The sequence below is a fragment of the Actinophytocola xanthii genome (assembly GCF_001921205.1).
Classification (GTDB): Bacteria; Actinomycetota; Actinomycetes; order Mycobacteriales; family Pseudonocardiaceae; genus Actinophytocola; species Actinophytocola xanthii.
This window is the reverse complement of sequence record NZ_MSIE01000075.1, coordinates 1-19,856: the sequence shown is the minus strand read 5'-3', so window position 1 is coordinate 19,856 and position 19,856 is coordinate 1. Positions and strand designations below refer to the sequence as shown.

General features: G+C 73.0%; 18 protein-coding genes. 8 read left to right on the top strand and 10 right to left on the bottom strand.

Features of this window, described 5'->3' with window-relative positions; all coding sequences use genetic code 11:
• Nucleotides 1-6: 6 nt before the first annotated feature.
• Both BU204_RS31545 and BU204_RS31540 read left to right on the top strand, forming a co-directional pair.
• Nucleotides 7-1,713 carry a sensor histidine kinase gene (locus BU204_RS31545; protein ID WP_075129448.1) on the top strand — a complete coding sequence of 569 codons (1,707 nt, stop codon included), beginning with the start codon at nucleotides 7-9 and terminating at the stop codon, nucleotides 1,711-1,713.
• Nucleotides 1,713-2,378 (top strand): response regulator, encoded by a 666-nt coding sequence (locus BU204_RS31540; RefSeq protein WP_075129447.1) that lies wholly within the window; start codon nucleotides 1,713-1,715, stop codon nucleotides 2,376-2,378. Before BU204_RS31545 ends, BU204_RS31540 begins: the two co-directional genes overlap by 1 nt.
• Here the strand turns inward: BU204_RS31540 and BU204_RS31535 are convergent.
• Both BU204_RS31535 and BU204_RS31530 read right to left on the bottom strand, forming a co-directional pair.
• Nucleotides 2,362-3,009 carry a DUF4232 domain-containing protein gene (locus BU204_RS31535; RefSeq protein ID WP_075129446.1) on the bottom strand — a complete coding sequence of 216 codons (648 nt, stop codon included), beginning with the start codon at nucleotides 3,007-3,009 and terminating at the stop codon, nucleotides 2,362-2,364. The two genes, BU204_RS31540 and BU204_RS31535, sit on opposite strands and share 17 nt — an antisense overlap.
• 120 nt (nucleotides 3,010-3,129) lie before the next feature.
• Nucleotides 3,130-3,447: a hypothetical protein gene (locus BU204_RS31530; protein WP_143229891.1), complete on the bottom strand. Its 318-nt coding sequence runs from the start codon at nucleotides 3,445-3,447 to the stop codon at nucleotides 3,130-3,132.
• Between the two features lie 362 nt (nucleotides 3,448-3,809).
• Between BU204_RS31530 and BU204_RS31525 the strand changes: the two genes are divergently transcribed.
• Nucleotides 3,810-4,649 (top strand): arylamine N-acetyltransferase family protein, encoded by an 840-nt coding sequence (locus BU204_RS31525; protein ID WP_075129444.1) that lies wholly within the window; start codon nucleotides 3,810-3,812, stop codon nucleotides 4,647-4,649.
• Here BU204_RS31525 and BU204_RS31520 read toward each other — a convergent pair.
• Together BU204_RS31520 and BU204_RS31515 are read right to left on the bottom strand one after the other, a co-directional pair.
• Nucleotides 4,565-5,365, bottom strand: coding sequence for an ABC transporter permease (locus BU204_RS31520; RefSeq protein WP_075129443.1), 801 nt, complete (start codon nucleotides 5,363-5,365; stop codon nucleotides 4,565-4,567). The two genes, BU204_RS31525 and BU204_RS31520, sit on opposite strands and share 85 nt — an antisense overlap.
• Nucleotides 5,362-6,357, bottom strand: a complete 996-nt coding sequence (locus BU204_RS31515; RefSeq protein WP_075129442.1) for an ATP-binding cassette domain-containing protein — start codon at nucleotides 6,355-6,357, stop codon at nucleotides 5,362-5,364. Before BU204_RS31515 ends, BU204_RS31520 begins: the two co-directional genes overlap by 4 nt.
• A 143-nt stretch (nucleotides 6,358-6,500) precedes the next feature.
• Here BU204_RS31515 and BU204_RS31510 point away from each other — a divergent pair, with 143 nt between their 5' ends.
• Nucleotides 6,501-6,896, top strand: coding sequence for a hypothetical protein (locus tag BU204_RS31510; RefSeq protein WP_075129441.1), 396 nt, complete (start codon nucleotides 6,501-6,503; stop codon nucleotides 6,894-6,896).
• Nucleotide 6,897: 1 nt separating this feature from the next.
• Here the strand turns inward: BU204_RS31510 and pheA are convergent, their stop codons facing one another.
• Nucleotides 6,898-7,824, bottom strand: a complete 927-nt coding sequence (gene pheA / locus BU204_RS31505; protein ID WP_075129440.1) for a prephenate dehydratase — start codon at nucleotides 7,822-7,824, stop codon at nucleotides 6,898-6,900.
• A gap of 303 nt (nucleotides 7,825-8,127) precedes the next feature.
• On the opposite strand from pheA, the gene BU204_RS31500 reads away from it, so the two are divergent.
• The 4 genes from BU204_RS31500 to BU204_RS31485 all read left to right on the top strand — a co-directional run bounded on the left by BU204_RS31500 (nucleotide 8,128) and on the right by BU204_RS31485 (nucleotide 10,974).
• Nucleotides 8,128-8,748 (top strand): macro domain-containing protein, encoded by a 621-nt coding sequence (locus BU204_RS31500; protein ID WP_075129439.1) that lies wholly within the window; start codon nucleotides 8,128-8,130, stop codon nucleotides 8,746-8,748.
• Nucleotides 8,749-8,879: 131 nt separating this feature from the next.
• The gene (gene coaA / locus BU204_RS31495) at nucleotides 8,880-9,815 is read left to right on the top strand and encodes a type I pantothenate kinase (protein WP_075129438.1); all 936 of its coding nucleotides are present in this window, start codon (nucleotides 8,880-8,882) and stop codon (nucleotides 9,813-9,815) included.
• A gap of 31 nt (nucleotides 9,816-9,846) precedes the next feature.
• Nucleotides 9,847-10,308: a maleylpyruvate isomerase N-terminal domain-containing protein gene (locus BU204_RS31490; protein ID WP_075129437.1), complete on the top strand. Its 462-nt coding sequence runs from the start codon at nucleotides 9,847-9,849 to the stop codon at nucleotides 10,306-10,308.
• 24 nt (nucleotides 10,309-10,332) lie between these two features.
• On the top strand, nucleotides 10,333-10,974 hold the full coding sequence (locus BU204_RS31485) for a response regulator (RefSeq protein WP_075129436.1): 642 nt from the start codon (nucleotides 10,333-10,335) through the stop codon (nucleotides 10,972-10,974).
• Nucleotides 10,975-11,019: 45 nt separating this feature from the next.
• On the opposite strand, the gene BU204_RS31480 is transcribed toward BU204_RS31485, so the two are convergent.
• The 5 genes from BU204_RS31480 to cydB all read right to left on the bottom strand — a co-directional run bounded on the left by BU204_RS31480 (nucleotide 11,020) and on the right by cydB (nucleotide 19,744).
• Nucleotides 11,020-13,563, bottom strand: coding sequence for an ABC transporter permease (locus BU204_RS31480; protein WP_332888604.1), 2,544 nt, complete (start codon nucleotides 13,561-13,563; stop codon nucleotides 11,020-11,022).
• Complete coding sequence (locus BU204_RS31475) at nucleotides 13,527-14,285, bottom strand: ABC transporter ATP-binding protein (RefSeq protein WP_075129435.1); 759 nt, start codon at nucleotides 14,283-14,285, stop codon at nucleotides 13,527-13,529. Before BU204_RS31475 ends, BU204_RS31480 begins: the two co-directional genes overlap by 37 nt.
• A 94-nt stretch (nucleotides 14,286-14,379) precedes the next feature.
• A complete protein-coding gene (locus tag BU204_RS31470; protein ID WP_075129461.1) occupies nucleotides 14,380-15,513 on the bottom strand; it encodes a GAF domain-containing sensor histidine kinase in 1,134 nt (377 codons plus the stop codon).
• Between the two features lie 32 nt (nucleotides 15,514-15,545).
• Nucleotides 15,546-18,740: a thiol reductant ABC exporter subunit CydD gene (gene cydD / locus BU204_RS31465; RefSeq protein ID WP_233160810.1), complete on the bottom strand. Its 3,195-nt coding sequence runs from the start codon at nucleotides 18,738-18,740 to the stop codon at nucleotides 15,546-15,548.
• Entirely contained in the window at nucleotides 18,737-19,744 is a 1,008-nt protein-coding gene (cydB, locus tag BU204_RS31460; protein WP_075129434.1) for a cytochrome d ubiquinol oxidase subunit II, read from the bottom strand. The genes cydD and cydB overlap by 4 nt, the downstream gene beginning before the upstream one ends.
• Between the last annotated feature and the right edge of the window lie 112 nt (nucleotides 19,745-19,856).

Genomic DNA, 19,856 nt, shown 5'->3' with positions numbered 1-19,856 from the left:
CCGGTCATGACACCGATACCGGTGCCGCACCGCTGGCTGGCGGCGATCCTGGGCGTCGTCTTCCTGTTCGACCTGCTGATCGCGGGAGCGTCCAGCGACTCCCTGCGCTCCGGGGACGGCGTGCTGGCGCTGCCCGGCGCGGCGGCCATGGCACTGTGCGCGTACCTCGGCATTCGACACGCGGCACTGGGCGCGGCCCTCGGCGCGGCAGTCATGGTCCTGTCCTCGGCGATCCTCTGGGTGGTCGGGGCGTCGGTCCACTCGATCGGGCTGGACCACGTCACGCTCACCGAACTGGTGTCCGGCACCGCGCTGACGGTCCTCGTGGTCTGGCGTGCCAGGCCGGCCGGCGCGATCTGGGGCACGCTCGCGCTGGTCGGCGCCTGTTGGTGCGCGATCCTCGCTCGAGGCGTGAGCGAGTGCGGCCTGCTCGCCTGCACTCCGTCCGGGGGCGAGTTCTCCAACATGCTCGAGACCCGCGCGATGCTGACGACCGGCGTCTTCGGGCTCGTGTTGCTCGCCGCGAGCGTGGGCGCCGGTCTCTTCCTGCGGCGAACCCGCGAGCAGCGGGTCGAGACCGAGATGATCGCGTTGGTCCGCAAGCAGTGGCCGCTCGGAGCGGCGCTGGCGGTCATCGGACTGCTGGAGATCAACCAGGCCGACCGCACCGGCGTTGTCTACCTCTTCAGCGGCGCCGTCGCCGGTGTCTGCGCCTTCTTCGCACCCAGGTACCCCCTGCGCAACGCGCTCGTCGCGGCTGCGGCCATCGTCCTGCTTCCCGCGCTCGGCGCCATCCAGTCCAACGGCGCCTGGCTGGTGCCGTTCTCGAACCTGGCCGCCTCGATGGCGCTGATCGCCTATGCGGTCCGCTACCTGCCCCGCCGCAACGCCGCCTGGGCCACGGCCGCCCTGGCGGTGGCGAACGCCTTCAGCATCGGCACGCGCTCGATGGACTTCATCGGCGACGCGGAGACCGGGCTGGTGCTGCTGTTCCTGCTCGGCGTGGCCGTCGTGACCGGCTGGTACTTCCGGGCCCGGGACCGGGAGCGAAACCAGACCGTGCGTGCCGCGGTCAACTCCGCCCAACAAAGTGAGCGGATGGCCCTGGCCCGAGAGCTGCACGACGTGGTGGCCCACCACGTCACCGGCATCGTGGTGCAGGCTCAGGCCGCACTGCTGGTCGCCGAGAAGAACCCGGACGTCGCCGTCACGGCCCTCGAGAAGATCGAGCGAAGCGGCACCGAGGCGCTCACCGCGATGCGCACCCTGGTCGGCAGCCTCCGCGACGGAACAGCCGCGGACGGGGTGGCCGGCCAGGCGACGACCGACCTCAACGCGGACCTCCACGCGGTGGTGGAGCACTTCGTCGGCCCCCCGGTCGACCTCGACCTGCACCTGGTCGCGCCGCTGCCGCACGAGGTAGGCCGGTCGGTCCTGCGACTGGTGCAGGAGTCGCTGACCAACGTCGGCAAGCACGCGCCGGACGCCACCGAGGTGCGGGTCCGGGTGGCCCAGCTCGACGACCAGCTGCACATCCGGGTCGTCGATGACGGAGCCACACGACCGGTCAACCCCGTCGGCGGCTCCGGCGGCTACGGTCTGGTCGGCATGCGGGAACGGGTGGAGCTGCTCGGCGGCCGGTTCGAGGCCGGGCCGAGCGGTTACGTCGGATGGTCGGTCGAGGCATGGCTGCCCCTGCGGAAAGAGGGCTGATGATCAGGGTGTTGATCGCGGATGACCAGGAGATGGTGCGAGCCGGCTTCCGCATGATCCTCGAGACCCAGGAGGACATCGAGGTGGTGGCCGACGTCCCGGACGGGGTGTCCGCGGTCACCAAGGCCAGGGAGCTGCGACCGGACGTGTGCCTGCTGGACATCCGCATGCCCGGCATGGACGGCCTCGAGGTCACCAGGGCCCTCGCCGGCCCGGGCGTGGCCGACCCGCTGAAGGTCGTCGTTGTCACGACGTTCGACCTCGACGAGTACGTCAACGCGGCGCTGTCCAACGGCGCGAACGGCTTCCTGCTCAAGGACGCCGGGCCGGCGCTGCTGTTGGAGGCCGTCCGCGCGGCGGTTCGCGGCGACGCGCTGGTGTCCCCGCAGATCACCGTCCGGCTGCTCCGGCACTTCGCCAGCGCCGCCCCCACCCCCACAGCCGTCGAGCAACCGGCCGAGCCACTGACCGAACGAGAGCTGGACGTGGTGCGTGCGGCGGCCCGAGGGCTGACCAACACCGAGATCGGAACCGAGCTCTACCTGTCGCTGTCGACGGTCAAGACGCACCTCGCCGCGGTGCAGGCCAAGATCGGTGCCCGCAACCGCGTCGAGGTCGCCGCATGGGCCTGGCGAACAGGCCTGATGACTACTGAATCGTCCTGACCACGAGCTGGTGGCCCGGGGGGTTGCCGGCACAGCCGGTACCGGGCGCCGGCACGAACATCGAGTCGTACTCGTGGGGCGGGTACACCCGCAGGCCGCGGACCGGGGTCGGCTTGCAGACCGCCGGGTCGAAGTTGCGCACCTGGACGAAGCCGAGCGGCGCGAACACCGTCCGACCGGGCTTCAGCGAGATCGCCTGCCCCTTGGCGCCCTCGCGGAACGCGGGCTGGCCGACCTGTTGCCCGTCCTCGCCGGTCACGTAGGACACACCCGGGAAACCCTGGATGGTGCACGTTCGCCCACCGACGTTGGTGAACCGCAGCTGGCGGTACACCCTCCCGGCAGTGCCCTCGCCGTCGGCCAGGCTCAGCTCGAGGTCGGCGACCTTGCACTCCGCGGGATTGCTCGCCGGCTTGGGCGTGCTGTTGCTCGCGGGCGGCGGAGCCGCCTCCGAGGAGGCCGGCACTCCCGAGGATGCCGGTCCGCTGGGTGGAGCGACCGAGGACGGCGTTGCCGCCCCACTCACCGATGGCACTTCCGGCGTTTCCGCGCCGGTGTTCTGGCCGTCGCACCCTGCCAGCAGCACCACCAGCGCGATACCACCCGCGACCACGAACGTGTTCCGTCGCATTCGTCCTTGCCTCCAGACCTGGCCCCGACTCCACTGGATGCTTCTGTAGATAAGGACGGCTGACCCCCGGCGGGGTTGCTTCCGCACACCTACTACCCGCGTTTGGGTAACAACAAACGGTTACCCGATCGGAGCCGCGCGCCCGGCCACGGCGGCGTGGGCGGACAGTTGTCGCAGGACCCGGTCCCGCTTGCGACGCGTGTCGAGCACCGACTTCGCCCGGAGAAAGAACACCCCGTCGTCGGCCAGGCGACACCTCGTCCATATCTTCGCCGCGCAGCGGCCGGGCCGGTCGGGATGGTCGGACAGCGCGACGTGAACGACGTTGCCGGCGACGATGTGCCGCGTGTACAGGCCGTTGGCGGTGAACTCGACCTGCCACATGATGCCGCGAGCGGCGGCCGCGGCAACCTCCAGCGCGCGGACGCGGGTGCACACCAACTCCAGGGAGAAATCCCGGTCGAGTTCGCGAACGCGCCTCCGGACGACCAGCAAACGGATGACGAAAGAAAGTGAGACCAAACAACCGGACACAAGGAGAAACACGTCCACGGTGCACACACCTCCTGCCGAGATCGCCTCTGACGAGCGAGGACAGCACGAAGTGCAACGGGTCGTCAGGTCATTCCCAACACATCGAACCGTTTCCTCGATCGTGACGAAAGCGCGTATTCATGGGAACACTCATTAGCGGCGGAGCAACGGCCGGCGTCAACACTTCCGACGTCACCGTCCCACCGGCGGAAACACCACGTGCCGGTGCTTGACCTCCACCCCGGTCGAGCATGCAACGTGGAGGCATGGACGAGCGGACAGTGCGGCGGTACCTGGACCGGATCGGCGTGCGCCGGCCCGGCGCACCGACCGCGGACCTCCTGGTGGAGCTGCAGGCGAGGCACCTGGAAACGGTGCCGTTCGAGAACCTCTCGATCCACCTGGGCGAACCTGTCGTGCTGACCGAGGACGCGCTGGTGGACAAGATCGTCGACCGGCGACGGGGCGGGTTCTGCTACGAGCTCAACGGGCTGTTCGCCGCGCTGCTGCGCGCCCTCGGGTTCGAGGTGACGCTGCTGTCCGCGCTGGTGCACACGCCGAACGGGCTCACCCACCCGTTCGACCACCTTGCGCTGCGGGTGGACCTCGAGCAGCGGTACCTGGTCGACGTGGGCTTCGGCGCGCACGCCCGCCGTCCGCTCCGGCTGGACTGGCCGGACCCGCAGCTGGACCCCGAAGGCGAGTTCCTGGTCGTGGACGCGGGCGAGGGGGAGGTCGACGTGCTGCAGGACGGCACACCGCGCTACCGGGTGGAGCCACGGGCGCGGCGGCTCGCCGACTTCGGTCCGACCTGCTGGTGGCAGCAGACCTCGCCGGACTCGCACTTCACCCACGGCCCGACGTGTTCGCTGCCCACGGCGAACGGTCGGATCACGCTGGCCGGTACGCGCCTGATCCGCACGGTCGGCGGAACCCGCACCGAGACCCGGCTCACCGACGAGGACCAGGTGCTCGCCGCCTACCGCGAGCACTTCGGGATCGTGCTCGACCGAACTCCCGACTACTTGCTCGCCACCCGGCGGTACTTCGCCACCGACAACGGCACGAACACCGCCAGGATCAGCACCGAGGACAGCACCGCGTAGAGCAGGGCGTTGTCCGCCGGCCAGCCCGCCGGCGGGGCCATGCCGGGCGGGGCCTCGTTGCCGAAGAGATCGCGGACCGACTGAATGACCGCGGTGAAGGGGTTCCACTCGGCAATGGCTGCCAGAGGGCCTGGCATCGTGCCGGCGCCGACGAATGCGGAGGAGATGAACGAGACCGGGAAGAGCCACATCAGGCCGGCGCTCTGGGCCACCTCGACGCTCGGTGCGGACAGGCCGATCAGCGCGCCGATCCAGGACATGGCGAACCCGAACAGCAACAGCACCAGGTAGGCCACCACCGCGTCGAGCACGCTGCCGCGGATGCGCCAGCCCACGAGCAGGCCGCACAGGGACATGATCAGCAGGGCCATCGAGCTGACCACCATGTCCGAGGTGGTCCGACCGAGCAACACCGCGAGGCGCGACATGGGAAGCGACCGGAAGCGGTCGATGATGCCCTTCTGCAGGTCGTTGCAGAGGCCGATCACCGTGAAAGCGGAGTTGAACGCGGTCGTCTGCACGAAGATCCCGGCGATGAGGAACTCGCGGTACTGCCCCCCGCCGAGCGCGCCACCGAAGACGTAGGCGAACAGCAGCACGAACATGATCGGCTGGATGACGGCGGCGAACAACCAGTCCACGTTGCGCCGCACGTTGAGCAGGTTGCGCCAGGCGATGATCCCGCCGTCGCGGATGCCCTGGGACAGGACCGTCACTTCGCCTCCTCCTTGGAGCTGCCGGCGACAGCCGGCTCCTCGACCGCGTGGCCGGTCAGCGACAGGAACACGTCGTCGAGCGTCGGACGGTGCAGGCTCACGTCGAGCACCACGACGCCGTCCGCGTCGAGCCGACGCAAGGCCTCGATCAGCGACTTCGTCCCCGCGTCGACCAGCACCTGGGCGCGCCGGTTGTGCTGCTCGACCAGCGGCTCGCCGGCGCCGATCTCGGTCAGGACCCGGCTGACCGTGCCCAGCTCGGACTCCTCGGCGACGACGATCTCCAGCCGCTCGCCGCCGATCTCGGCCTTGAGCTGGTCCGCCGTGCCGCTGGCGATCACCCGCCCCCGGTCGATCACCAGGATCGTGTCGGCCAGCTGGTCGGCCTCCTCGAGGTACTGGGTGGTCAGCAGCACGGTGGCGCCCTCGGCGACCAGCTCGCCGATCACCTCCCAGGTGTCCAGCCGGCCGCGCGGGTCGAGCCCGGTCGTCGGCTCGTCGAGCAGAACCACGAGCGGCTCGGCCACCAGGGCACCGGCCAGGTCGAGCCGGCGCCGCATGCCGCCGGAGTAGGTCTTGGCCGGGCGGTCGGCGGCGTCGTCGAGGCGGAACCGGCCGATCAGCTCCCTGGCCCGCGCCCGGGCGTCGGGTTTGTTCTTGCCGTACAGGCGGCCCACCAGATACAGGTTCTCGAAGCCGGTGAGGTTCTCGTCCACCGCCGCGTACTGGCCGGACAGGCCGATCGCCCGGCGGACCGCGTCCGGCTCGGCGAGCACGTCGTGCCCGGCCACCCACGCCCGGCCGGAGTCGGGACGCAGCAGCGTGGTCAGGATGCGCACGGCCGTCGTCTTCCCGGCGCCGTTGGGACCAAGCAGGCCGAGCACCGTCCCGGTCGGGATCTCCAGGTCGATGCCGTCCAGTGCCCGGGTCGACCCGAAGGTCTTGACCAGGGCCTCCGCGCGTACCGCGACGTCGGACGCGGTCGATGGCATGTGATCCCCCCAGGAGGCCGTTTCGATGGTGGCAGGAGCCTAGACCCAAGGACGGACAAATCCGTGCGATTTACTCCCGCCGCCACCCGATCTGGGCCAGGATTCCCGGCACCCCAGTCGTTTTCGCCCTAGGAGAACGCTCCATGACCGACCTGCCACCACCCCAGCCGGCGCTCCCGGAACCAGGCGGCCCCGGACGCGCGCAGCTGATGCTCTTCGGGCTGCTCGCCGGGGTGGTGCTCGGCGCCGGCAGCCTGGGGCTCGCCTGGGCAGTGGCCGCCGACGAAGGCACGGACGCCGACGCGGAGGCCGTCTGCGGGATCATCGAACGCACCGAGATCCCCGGCGAGGACACCCCGGTGGAGGAGCTGCGGCGGTGGGGCGTCACCGAGGTAGCACCGTCGCTGGCCGCGCGGGAACCCGAGTACCGCGAGCTGGCAGACGCGTTGGAGCAGGCCGCCCGAGCCGTGCGGAACTTCGACCGGGACGAGATAGAGCGGGCGGCGACACGTGTCAAGGAGCTCTGCGCGGACCTCTAGCCTAGGGCGTGCTGCCGCCGCGCACGGCGGCGAGCCACTCCCCCGCCGCCGCGTAGTCGTGGTCGGTGTTGCCGGTCAGGACGGCCGCGCCGGCGAGGGAAGGTTCGGCCTTCGGGTAGGAGCCGAGGAAGCGCAGCTCCTGACAACGCCGGTGTAGCGCGGCGAGCGCGTCCCCGACCCGCTGCTCGACGACGTGGCCGTCGAGGTCGAGGTAGAAGCGGTACCGGCCGAGCTGGCCCTGGTGCGGACGGGACTCGATGCGGGTGAGGTTGATGCCGCGCAGGGCGAGCTCGGTGAGCATCTCGGCGAGCACGCCCGTGCGTTCCGCGGCCGCGACCACGACGATCGAGGTCCGGTCCGACCCGGTCGGCGCGGGCAGCTCGCCCGGGCGGCGCAGCAACAGGAAGCGCGTCATCGCGCCGTCCACATCGGCCACATCCGTGGCGAGCACGGACAGGGCGTAGTGCGACGCGGCGACCGGCGCGGTGACGGCGGCGTCCCACTCCCCCTCGAGCACGCCGACCGCCGCGGCGGCGGTCGAGGTGGCGGCGGTGGGCGACGCGGCCGGCAGGTGCTCGCCGAGCCAGCCCTGCACCTGCGCCAGGGCGTGCGGGTGGCTGGCCACCGTGCGCACCTCCTCGGCCGCCAGGCCCGGGCGCACCAACACCGAGAACCGCACCGGCAGCACCACCTCGGCGACGGCGACCAGCGGCTCGTCGACGGCCAGTGCGTCCATGGTCGCCGAGACCGCTCCCTCGACGGAGTTCTCCACCGGTACGCAGGCGATGTCGGCCTCGCCCGCCCGGACGGCCGCGAGCGCGAGCGGAACCGTCCGCATCGGCACCAGCGCGTCCTCATCCCCGGCATGGGCCCGCGCGGCCTGCTCGGAGAACGTCCCCTGCGGTCCGAAGTAGGCAATGCTCGGCACGGGGAGAGCGTACGCAGAGGGCCGGCCGATCGGGTCAAGGGCACCTGCCGTTCGGCACACCCGGGGTGGTCGCGCTGGGTGAACAGCCGGGGAACAACAGGATGCCCCGAACGGGTGCCCGCTGAGGGCGGGGCCACCGCCGGTCCTGCGGTGGAACCGTTGATGCACAGGAGATCCACCGGATGTGGGAGCGGCCCGCGCGACGGACGCGCCCGACCCCGACCGACACCCAGCACACCGGCCTCGGGATCAGTTGAGGTCCCATGGTTACGCGCGGTGTGGTCGAGGTGCCATGCTGGAACCGTGACCGCCGACTCGGGAGCTGACACCGCGGGCATCACGACCGGAGGGCAGGGAGCTTCGCGAACACCGCGCCTCGTGCTGTGCGCCGTGGAGGAGCCGCTCGCCGCCGCCTGGGCCGAGGCCGTTGCCGAGCGCCGGGACGTCGAGGTGCACCGGGGCTCGGTGCTGGAGGTCGGGGCGCAGGCGGTGGTCAGCCCGGCGAACTCGTTCGGGCTCATGCGCGGCGGCATCGACGCCGTGTACGCCAGGACCTTCCCCGCCATCGAGCAGCAGGTCCGCAGCGCGGTGCTCGCCTACCACGGCGGTGAGCTGCCGGTCGGGCAGGCACTGATCGTGCCGACCGGTGTGGCGGCGCCGGCGTGGCTGATCAGCGCACCGACCATGCGCGAGCCCGGCGAGCGGCTGCCGCCGGACACCGTGCACCCCTACCTGGCGGCGCGGGCGGTGTTCCACCTGTGGCGTGCCGGCCGGCTGGAGGACGAGCGTCCGGTGCGCCAGGTCGTGCACACGATCGCGCTGCCCGGTCTCGGCACCGGCGTTGGCGGCGTCCCGCCGCAGAACTGCGCGCGGCAGGTGATGGCCGCCTGGGACGAGGTGTTCGACCCGCGCGGGCTGAGGTGAACGCGGGCTGAGGTGAACCGGGGGCGGGGCCGAAGAAGCCCGCCGGCCAACTGGAGGTGTACGGCGTCACAGTGCCCGATCGTGGCCGGACGCCCTACGTTTGGGAGGTGCGGGCGACACCTCAGCGGCTGGTGCGGGCCGGTCGTGACCTGAGCCCCTACGTCGAGCTGCGCCGCGAGCAGTGGCGCGAGCTCCGTCGGGCGACACCGCTCCCGCTGACCCTGGACGAGCTGGTCGCGCTGCGTGGGCTGGGCGACCCGGTGGACCTCGACGAGGTCGTCGACGTCTACCTCCCGCTGTCCCGCCTGATCAGCCTGCAGGTCGCGGCGCGCCAGCAGCTCTACGAAGCGACGACGTCCTTCCTCGGCGAGGACGGCGACAACACGACCAAGGTGCCGTTCGTGATCGGCATCGCGGGCAGTGTCGCGGTCGGCAAGTCGACGACCGCCCGCCTGCTGCGGACCCTGCTCGCCCGCTGGCCCGACCACCCGCACGTGGACCTGGTCACCACGGACGGCTTCCTGCTGACCAAGGCCGAGCTGACCCGGCGCGGGATCATGCACCGGAAGGGCTTCCCGGAGAGCTACGACCGGCGCGGCCTGCTCCGGTTCGTCTCCGACGTGAAGTCCGGCGCCAGCGAGGTACGCGCCCCCGTCTACTCGCACCTGGCCTACGACATCGTGCCGGGTGAGGTGCAGGTCGTGCGGAAGCCGGACATCCTGATCGTCGAGGGGCTCAACGTGCTGCTGCCCGGCCAGCGCCTCTCGGTGGCGGACCTGTTCGACTTCTCGATCTACGTCGACGCGCACACCGACGACATCGCCCGCTGGTACGTCGAGCGCTTCCGCACCCTGCGCGACACCGCCTTCACCGACCCGGGCTCGCACTTCCACCACTACGCGACGCTCTCGGACGCGGAGGCCGACGCGGAGGCGAAGCGCCTGTGGGAGGAGATCAACCAGCCGAACCTCGAGCACAACATCCTGCCGACCCGGCCGCGGGCGACGCTCGTGCTGCGCAAGGACGCCGACCACCGAATCAGCCGGGTGCGACTGCGCAAGCTGTGAGACCGTCGGGGCCGCACGGTTGGCTGGCGCGGTGGACGAGTCGACCTACCTCGGGTACCTGAGCGCCGACTACCGACGCCTGCGTGCCGTCGCCGCGCAGGCGCTGGACCACCCCGTACCGAGCTGTCCCGGATGGACCGCTGCCGACCTGGCCCACCACGTCGCCCTGGTCTACGTGAACAAGACCGAGCACATGCGGCGCGGCGAGCTGCCCGAGCCGTGGCCGCCCGACCTCGGCGAGGACCCGCTCGCCGCGCTCACCGCCGCCTACCGGGAGATCACCGAGGAGTTCGCCGAACGATCACCCGGCGAGCCGGCCGTGGAGCGCGTCGCGGCCGAGGCCGTGGTACCGGCCGAAGCCGTGGTGGGGGGCACGGCCGACGCGGTGCTGCGCTGGCTGTGGCGCAGAGCGGAGGGCGACGTGGTCGAGCTGGACAAGAACCGAAAGGTGATCGACAAGCTGCGGCAGCTCCTCGGCGACACGACGCGGTAGCGCGGCCGCCAATAGGCTGGAGCCATGACGGTCCGGGTGGCGCTCGTCGACGACCACGAGGTGGTGCGGCGGGGTCTGCGGGACCTGCTGGACGGCGAGCCGGGGATCGAGGTCGTCGCCGAGGCGGGGGGCGTGGCCGAGGCGCTGGTCCGGGTGGGCGCGACGAACCCGGATGTGGTGGTTGTCGACGTACGGCTCCCCGACGGCGACGGGATCTCGCTGTGCCGTTCGCTGCGCGAGACCGAGCCGTCGCCGCGCTGTCTCGTGCTCACCGCGTTCGACGACGAGCGGGCCCTGATGGAGGCGATCCTGGCCGGCGCGTCGGGCTACCTGCTCAAGCAGGTCCGCGGCCAGGACCTGGTGGATGCCGTCCGCGAGGTGGCGGCGGGCCGGTCGCTGCTCGACCCGGTCACCACGGCCCGGGTGCTCGAGCGGGTCCGGCGGGACGCGGCGGCCGACGAGCTGTCCGCGCTGACCGAGCGGGAACGGGCGGTGCTGGAGCTGGTGGGTGAGGGCCTGACCAACCGCCAGATCGCCGAACGCCTGTTCCTGGCGGAGAAGACCGTGAAGAACCACGTGACCTCGGTCCTCGCCAAGCTCGGCATGGAGCGCCGCACGCAGGCCGTGGCCTGGATTGCCCGCCGGACGCCGCGCTCGGGACGGTGAGCGGGGCGCCGCACCAGGTGGTGCGACGCCCCGCTCCGACCCGGCTCACGCTGGTGCGACGGTCGCCTCCGCGGGGCGGGGGCGCAGCGCGAGCCAGGTGGTCACCAGGGTGGCCCCCAGGGCGAGGACCGTTGCGGAGCCGGCCACCGCCAGGTAGATCCAGACCGGCCCGGACGGCAGCACCGAGCCGTCGGTGACCAGCGTGAACGGCAGCAGCGTCGCGGCCGTCACCAGTGTGCCGAGCACGATGCCGATGGCCACGGTCAGCAGCGCCTCGACCGTCATCATGCCCATCACCTGGGCGCGGGTGGCCCCGCTCAGCCGGTGCAGCCCGAACTCACGGCGGCGGGCCGCTGTCGCCATGACCAGACTGTTCACCACGGAGATCGCGGTGTAGGCGACGAACATGCCGGCCATCAGGTAGTTGATCCAGGCGCCGATCTCCTGCTGCTCGGCGTAGCCGGCCGTCACCGCCTCCCGGTCGGCCACCGCGACACCGGGGGCGAGGCCGCCCAGCTCCTCGGCCAGCACGGCGGGCGAGAGACCCGGCTCGGCCCGCACGAGGATCTGGGTGGGCAGGCCCAGCGTGGTGTGCTCGGCGACCAGGCCGGCCGGCATGAGCAGCGTCTCGAAGCCCTCCCGGGCCGGGTAGAGGCCCACGATCCGGACGTCGACCTCCGCGCCGTCCCCCATCCGCATCGTGATGCCGTCGCCGACCCCGCGACCCAGCGTCGCGGCCTGCTCGACGGGCAGCACGACCGTGTCGCCACGCAGGTCCTCCAGCGACCCCTCGCTCAGCCGCACCGCACTCGTCAGCGCGGCGCCCTCGGCGCTGATCCCCTGGACCGGCCAGCCGTCCTCGGTCTGCGAGTCGTCGTAGGGCGCGCCGACGAAGACCGTCGAGCCGGCGAACTCCGACGCCGCGGCCACACCGGGCACCCGGCGCACCTCGTCCACCAGGTCGGGGTCGAGCCCGCCGGTCGAGGAGGTGAGCACGAGGTCGGCCCGCAGGCTCTCGGCGAAGGCCTCGTTGGCCACCGCGACCATCGTCGTCTGCAGGTAGATGTTCGCGGTGGCGGTGCCGGTGGCGAGCATGACCGGGACGACGACGGCTGCCATCCGCACGGTCCTCGTGCGTGTGTTGAGCGCGGCGAGGTAGCCGGGGACGCCGGCGACCAGCCGGACCGGGCCCCGGAACACCGCCAGCAGGACGCGGGTGACACCCGGCCCGACCAGCGCCAGGCCGACCGCCCAGAGCAGCACCGAGGGACCGGCGGTACTGGCCGCGATCGGGCCGGTCATCACCGCGATCGTCACGATGAACAGGGCGATCCCGCCGCCGAAACAGAGCACGGCGAGGATCAGCCGGACCGGCGAGAGCCAGCGCCGCTGCAGGGCGGCGTCGGCCAGCGCCTCGGTCGGCCGCGACCGGGCGGCCCGGTGGCCAGCGACGAGCCCGGCGACCAGGGTGATCAGCAACGCCGAGCCCACCGCGACGACCATCGGGATCCACCCGCTGGAGAACACCATCGCCTCGGGCACCACCCCGCGACCGGCGAGCCGGTCGAACAGCCACTGTCCGAACGGGACGCCGAGGAACGACCCGAGGGTGGTGGCGAACAGCGAGGTGACCAGTGCCTCGCCGAGCACCATCCGGCGCAGCTGCCGAGGCGTGGTGCCGATGGCCCGCAGCAGGGCCAGCTCCCGCTGCCGCTGCTGGATCGACAGCCCAAGCGTCGTGGCCACGACGAACAGGGCGATGCTGATGGCCATGCCGCCGAACACGCCGGCCAGCACGATCAGGTCCTCACTCGCCCTGGCGGCCCCGGCGAACTCGGCCAGACCGCGGTCGTCGCCGGTCAGCACGACGGCGCCGGTGCCGCGCAGCGCCTCGCCGACCTCGTGCCGCACCTGCCCGAGGTCCGCGCCCGGCTCGGTCCGCAGGCCGATCGCGTCGACCTTCCCGGGGTGGGCGGAGATGCGTTCGAGGTCGGTGTCGGCGAGGAAGAGCAGCGGCTCCGGCGAGTCGACCAGACCGGAGACGGTGAAGGTGAGGGCGCGGCCGGCGACGACGACCTCGACCCGATCGCCGACCCGGTGGCCGTCGGACAGCACGACCTCGCCGCGACCGGGGGCGGCACCGGCGGTGGTGGCGTACGGCCTCAGCGCGGCCGAGGCCCAGCCGTGTGCCTCGACCGGACCTGCACCGGCGAGCAGGACGGGAACCGCGACGTCGGGCACCGCGGACTCGACACCGGGGACGTCGGCCAGTGTGGACACCAGGCCGGCGTCCAGCCGGACTCGCTCGACGAGCGTGCTCGACTCGACGTCCTCCTCGGGGTCGTCCGGGTTCTGCCTTGGCAGCTCGTGGGACTGGTCGCCGGCGACGACGAGGGGCGCACCCGCCAGGCGGTGCGGCGGTACGTCGGAGCGGATCCCGGTCTCCATGAGACCGCCACAGGCCATCACGATCACCGCGCCGAACGTCATCGCGACGAAGGTCGCCACGAAGGACCCCTTGCGGCGGCGCAGGGTGCGCAGCGCGAGCCGGATCATCGCCGCGCTCCGGTCGGGACGCGGTCGGCCCATGCGCCGAGGTGGGTCATCCGCTCGGCGACGACCTCGGCGGTGGGGTCGAGCAACTCGCCGACCAGCCGGCCGTCGGCGAGGAAGACGACGCGGTCGGCGTAGGCGGCGGCGACGGGGTCGTGGGTGACCATGACGACGGTCTGACCGGCCCCGTCCACCGAGGCGCGCAGCAGGCCGAGGACCTCGGCCGCGGTGCGGGTGTCCAGCGCGCCGGTCGGCTCGTCGGCGAACAGCACGGCCGGCCGGGTGACCAGCGCCCGGGCGATCGCCACCCGCTGCTGTTGGCCGCCGGAGAGCTCGGCCGGCAGGTTGCGGCGCCGCTCGGCGAGGCCGACCTGCTCGAGGACCTGTCGCACGAGCGCCGGCTTGGGGCGGCGCCCGGCCAGCCGCAGCGGCAGCGTGACGTTGTCCTGGACGGTCAGCGCGGGCAGCAGGTTGAACGCCTGGAAGACGAACCCGATCCGGTCCCGGCGCAGCCGGGTCAGCTCGGTCTCCGAGAGCTCGGCGAGGTCCTGGTCCTCCAGCAGCACGGTCCCCGACGTCGGCCGGTCCAGGCCGGCCGCGCAGTGCAGGAAGGTGCTCTTGCCCGAGCCGGAGGGGCCCATCACGGCGGTGAAGCTCGCTCTGGCGAAGGCCGTGGTGACACCGTCCAATGCGGTCACCCCGGTATCCCTGCCACCGTAGGTCCTGCGTAGGTCCACCACGCGGACCACCGCGTTCATCTGGTTCTCATCGTCGCGTCGCACGGTCCAAGCCTGGCCGCGGGACGTCGCGGAAACACTGGTGCAGACCAGGAGGTTCGGGGTGGGGCCAGCCCTACCCCAGCGGAGCCGCCCAGGTCACGGCGGTTCCCCGACGCGGCGAGGAGGCGATCTCGCAGTGCCCGCCGGCCTGCGTAGCGCGCTCCTCGAGGTGTTTGAGGCCGCGGTGGCTCACCCCCTCGGGGATGCCGCAGCCGTCGTCGCGGACGGTAAGGGTCAGCTCGGCGTCCTGTCTGATGTGGACGGAGACGTGGCCGGCTCCGGAATGTCTAACCACATTGGACAGCGTTTCGCGCAGGGCGGCCCGGACGTGGTCGGCGAGGGCGGGCGGAACCTGGCCCAGATCCCCGTCGATCTCCAGCTCCGGGGCGAACCCGAGCAGCTCGCCGGCGATCGCCACCTCGCCGCGCACGGACTCGGCGAGATCGGTCCCGGTGTCCTCCGGCTCCGGGTTGCGCAGAGCGCGGACCACGGCACGCACGTCGGCTATCGAGGCGTCGAGCTGGTCGACGGCGTCGGCGAGGCGGGCGGCGTCGGCGCGGGCGAGCCGGCGTGCCGGCCGGCGAGCGAGCAGGTCGAGCTGCATACCCGCGGCGTAGAGGCGCTGGACGATCACGTCGTGCAGGTCGCGGGCGATGCGCTCGCGCTCCTGGTAGAGCCCGAGCCGGGCACGCGCCGTCGCCCCCTCGGCGAGCAGCAGCACCAGGCCGGCCTGTGCTGCGAACGCGGTGAGCAGGGCGACAGCGGTCGGGTCGAACGGCTGCCCGCCGCGGTGCCGGTAGACGGTCAGCGCGCCCAGGCGCCGCTGGTCGGTGCCGAACGGGGCGGCGGCGAACGGCCCGTAACCGCGCAGCTCGCGCGGGACGAACGGCGCGGTGCGCGGGTCGGCGGCGACGTCGTCGACGACCACGGCGACCCCGGCTCGGGCCACCCGGGCCGCGGTGGACCGGTCGGAGAGCACGAGCCCGACCGGGTCGGTGGTGCCGGGGCGGACGACGCCGTGGGCTGCCTCGACCGTCAGCGACCCGTCCTGGCCGCGAGCCATCACCAGCCCGAGGTCGGCGCCGACGAGCTCCGCCGCCCGGCGGACGACCAGCCGCAGCACGGCCTCGGGATCGTCGCCGGACAACGCGGCCGTGGCGATCTCGGTCGCCGCGTCGAGCGCGCGCACCGCCACCTCGGGTGCCATCTCCACAGCCACCCAGTGTGCCCCTTCCGCGATCAGGCCAGGGCGGGGGTGAGCACGCGGCCCGCCGGGTCCAGCCGGAGGACCAGGTCGGCCAGCGCGGCCTCGTCAGGGCGGTGGGTGACGTGGACGACGGTGCGGTCGGCGAGCGCGGTGCGCACGGTGTGCAGCACGGCAGCGGCCGTCGCGTCGTCCAGGTGCGCCGTCGGTTCGTCGAGCAGGACGACGTCGGCGTCGGCGAGCAGCGCCCTCGCCAGGGCCAGGCGCTGGGCCTCGCCGCCGGAGGCGGAGGCCGCTCCTCCGTCCAGGCGGGTGTCGAGCCGGTCGACCCAGCCGGGGAGGCCGGCCCGCAGCAGGGCGGCACGCAGGCGGTCGTCGCTCGCGGTGGGGTCGGCCATGCGCAGGTTCTCCCGGACCGTCGTGGAGACCAGCATCGGGTCCTGCGGGCACCAGGCGACCCGGTTCGGCAGCACGGCAGTGCCGCCCTCGGCCGGCAGGAAGCCCAACAGCAGGGCCAGCAGGCTCGACTTGCCGACCCCGGAGGGGCCCACGACGGCGACGTGCGTGCCGTGCGGGATGTCCAGGGTGAGGTCGCACAGGACCGGCTCGGCCGCGCCCGGCCAGCGGGCGTCGACCGCGCGCAGCCGGATGTCGGCTGTCTCCACCGGTGGCGGAACCGGGGCGGTCTCGGCCCGCGGGAGGAGACGGGACAGGGCCGCGCGCAGCGCGTCGCGGTGCTGGGCGGCCGGGGGGAGCAGCGCCAGCACCTCCGCCAGGGCCAGCGGCAGCAGTGCCGGGATCGGGGCCAGCAGGGGGTCCAGGGTGCCGCCTGCCACGGCGTCGGCGGCGAGCCAGGTGCCGGCGACCGTGGCCGCACCGGTGGCCAGCGTGATCAGCAGGGTCGCCGCACCCGCGCCGAACGCCTCGCGGCGTGCGGTCCGGGCCAGGTCGGCGTCGACCCGGCCCAGCTTGGCACGGTGGCGGCGGTGAGCGCCGACCGCGACCAGGTCGGCCGCCGCGGTCAGCAGCGTGAGCATCCCGGTCGCCAGGCGCCGCCGGCCGGCAGCCTGCGCGCTGCCGGCGTGCCGGTCGAGCGCGGTCGCGGCGGCCGGTGCACCCAGTCCGGCCGCCACGACCGCGATGGCGAGCGTGAGCGCCGCGGCCGGCAGGATCACCAGCTGGACGAGCACGCTCGCGGCCACCACCAGTCCGGCGACCAGCGGTGGGGTCAACACGCGCGGCGTCAGGTCGCGCACGGTGTCGATGTCGTGGGCCAGGCCGTCGGCCCGGTCGGCGTGGGCGGGGGTGAGCGAGCGCCAGAGCCGGACCCGGTGCTCGCCGGCGGCGCGGAACGCGGCGTCGTGGGTGACCAGGCGTTCGGCGTAGCGCAGCCCGGCGCGGGCGAGACCGAACGCGCGGACCCCGACGACGGCGACCGAGAGCATGAGGATCGGCGGCTGCTGGGAGGCCTTGGCGACGAGCCAGGCCGAGGTCGCCGTGAGCGCGATCCCGGCGGTCAGTGCCGCGGCACCGAGAAGGGCGCCGTAGAGCAGCCGGCGGGTGAGCAGGGGACGCAGGCGGGCCGGGCGCGGGGTCACCGCGCCGGCGAGGCGTTCCCGACGGCGCGCGGGTACCGAATCCACATTGGACTCCGCGATGCGGTGGCTGGCGAGGACGACCGTCGCGCCGGCGGCCGCTGCCCCGTCGATCGCGGCCATCACCCGGCCGGCGGTGGCGCCGTCGAGGTGGGCGGTCGGCTCGTCGAGCAGGAGCAGGGTGGCGCCGTGGCGCAACCGAAGCAGGGCCCTGGCCACGGCCACCCGCTGCCGCTCGCCCACCGAGAGCTCGGCGGTGGGCCGGTCCAGAAGGTGCTCCGCGGCCACCTCGGTGGCCACCTCGGTGGCCGCGGCGGACAGCTCGGCCCGCGCAGGCGGCTCGGGAACCAGGTCGGCGACCGACTCGACGAGCTCGGCGAGGACGGTTGGAGCGGTGAGCACGGGGTGCTGGGGAACCCAGGCCACCGTCCGGCGCCACCGCTCGGGGTCCACCGTGGACAGATCGACGCCGCCGACCCGGGTGGTGCCGGCGGTCGGTCTGGTGAAGCCCAGCAGGACAGAGAAGACCGTCGACTTGCCCGTGCCGCTCGGTGAGCTCAGGTGCGTGATCTCGCCGGGGCGGGCGGTGAACGAGAGCCCGTCGGGAGCGAAGGCGTCGCGGCGGAGGACGCGCAGGTCGCGGACCTCGAGGACGCCGGAGGGGGCCGGCCCGGTCGGGACCTCGGGCGCGACCGGGAGCTCGGCGATCCGGCGGGCCGCCTCCATGCCGTCCTCGCTCGCGTGGTGGGCAGCCCCCGCGGCCCGCAGCGGGAGATAGCACTCCGGCGCCAGCAGCAGGACGAACAGGCCGATCGAGAGCGCGAGGTCGCCCGAGACCAGCCGGACGCCGATCACCACCGCGATCAGCGCGACCGACAGGGTGGCCACGAGCTCGAGGACCAACGCCGAGGCGAACGCCAGCCGCAGGGTGTCCATCGTGGCGCGGCGGTGGGCGTCGGAGACCCGGCGCACCACGTCCGCCTGGGCGGAGGCCCGGCGGAACGAGGCGAGCACCGGCAGCGCGCGCACGAGCTCGAGGAAGTGGCCGGACAGCCGCGCCGTGCTGTCCGCGGCGGCCGCTACCCGGTCCCTGGTGCGCAGGCCGACCAGCGCGGCGAACAGCGGCACCAGCGGCAGGGTCAGCGCGATCACCACGGCCGATGGCCAGTCGGTGAGCAGGAGCACGCCGGCCACCCCCAGCGGCAGCACCGCCGAGTTCACCAGTGCCGGCAGGTAGACGGTGAAGTACGCGTCGAGCGCGTCCAGCCCGCGGGTGGCGAGCGCGGTCAACTCGGCGGGCCCCTGGTGGACTATCCACTCCGGCCCGGCCGCGAGCGCGCGGTCCAGGACGACCGCCCGCAGCTCCGCCTTGGTGTCGGCGGCGGCGCGGGCGGCGACGACCTGGGTGACCCAGCCGAGCAGGGCGCGGGCGAGCACCGCGCCAGTGAGCAGGGCGAGCCGGCCGTGGATCGGCGCGGTGGATCCGCCGACGAGGTCGGCCAGAACCGACGCCAGCGCCCACGCCTGCACGACCAGGGCGATCCCCTGCACCACGGCGAGCGCGGCGCAGCCGACAAGCGCGCGGCGGGCGGTCCTGGACAGGCTCAGTGCACCCAGCGGGCCGGAGCGGCTCACGGGACGTGCACCTCTGGCATGTGCCGGGTGCCGATCCGGCGGCGGAACACCCAGTAGGTCCAGCCCTGGTAGACCAGGACGGCCGGGGTGCCGAACACCGCGACCCAGGTCATCACGGTCAGCGTGTACGGGCTGGACGCGGTCTCGGCGATCGTCAGCGAGAACGAATCGTCCAGAGTAGACGGAAGGACGTTCGGGTACAGCGCGCCGAACAGAGCGGTCACCGACGCGGCCACGGCCACGCCGAGCAACGCGAACGCCTGCCCCTCCCGCCCGACGGCCAGCCGCAGCAGCGCGGCACCGGCCGCGACGAGCACGGCCGTCACCGCGATCCAGGTCCAGTCCGAGCCCTCGCGCAGCTGGACCACCACCAGCAGCAGTGCGAGCGGCGCCAGCGCGAACGGCGCGATGCGCAGGGCCAGCCGCCGCGCCCGGTCGCGGATCTCGCCCTCGGTCTTGAGCGCGATGAACACCGCGCCGTGCACCAGTGCGAACCCGGCCACGCCGAGCGCGCCGAGCAGCGTGTCCCAGCGGATGGCGGCGAAGGGCGACCCCACCCGGTTGCCGCTCGCGTCGATCGGCAGACCCAGCACGTTCCAGGTGAGCACCAGGCCGACCCCGAGCGCGGCGACCGCCGAGCCAACCGAGATCACCGTGTCCCAGCCGGACCGCCAGCGGACCGAGTCGACCTTGCCGCGGTACTCGAAGGCGACGCCGCGCCCGATCAGGGCGAGCAGGAACAGCAGCAGCGGCAGGTAGGCGGCGCTGAACAGGCCCGCGTACCACCCGGGGAACGCGGCGAACGTGGCACCGCCGGCGACGATCAACCAGACCTCGTTGCCGTCCCAGACCGGGCCGATCGTGTTGATCAGGACTCGCCGCTCGAGCTCGTCGCGACCGAGCACCCGCAGCAGCATGCCGACGCCGAAGTCGAAGCCTTCGAGGAACAGGTACCCCAGCCACAGCAGGGCGATGAGGAGGAACCAGACTGTCGCGAGATCCACAGCTCTCTCCCGTGGTCAGTAGGCGAAGGACAGGACGTCGGACCTGCCGCCGTCGGGTCTGTCCGCGTCGTCGTCGGTGGACCCGTCGGTGGACCCGTCGGCGGGCTCGTCG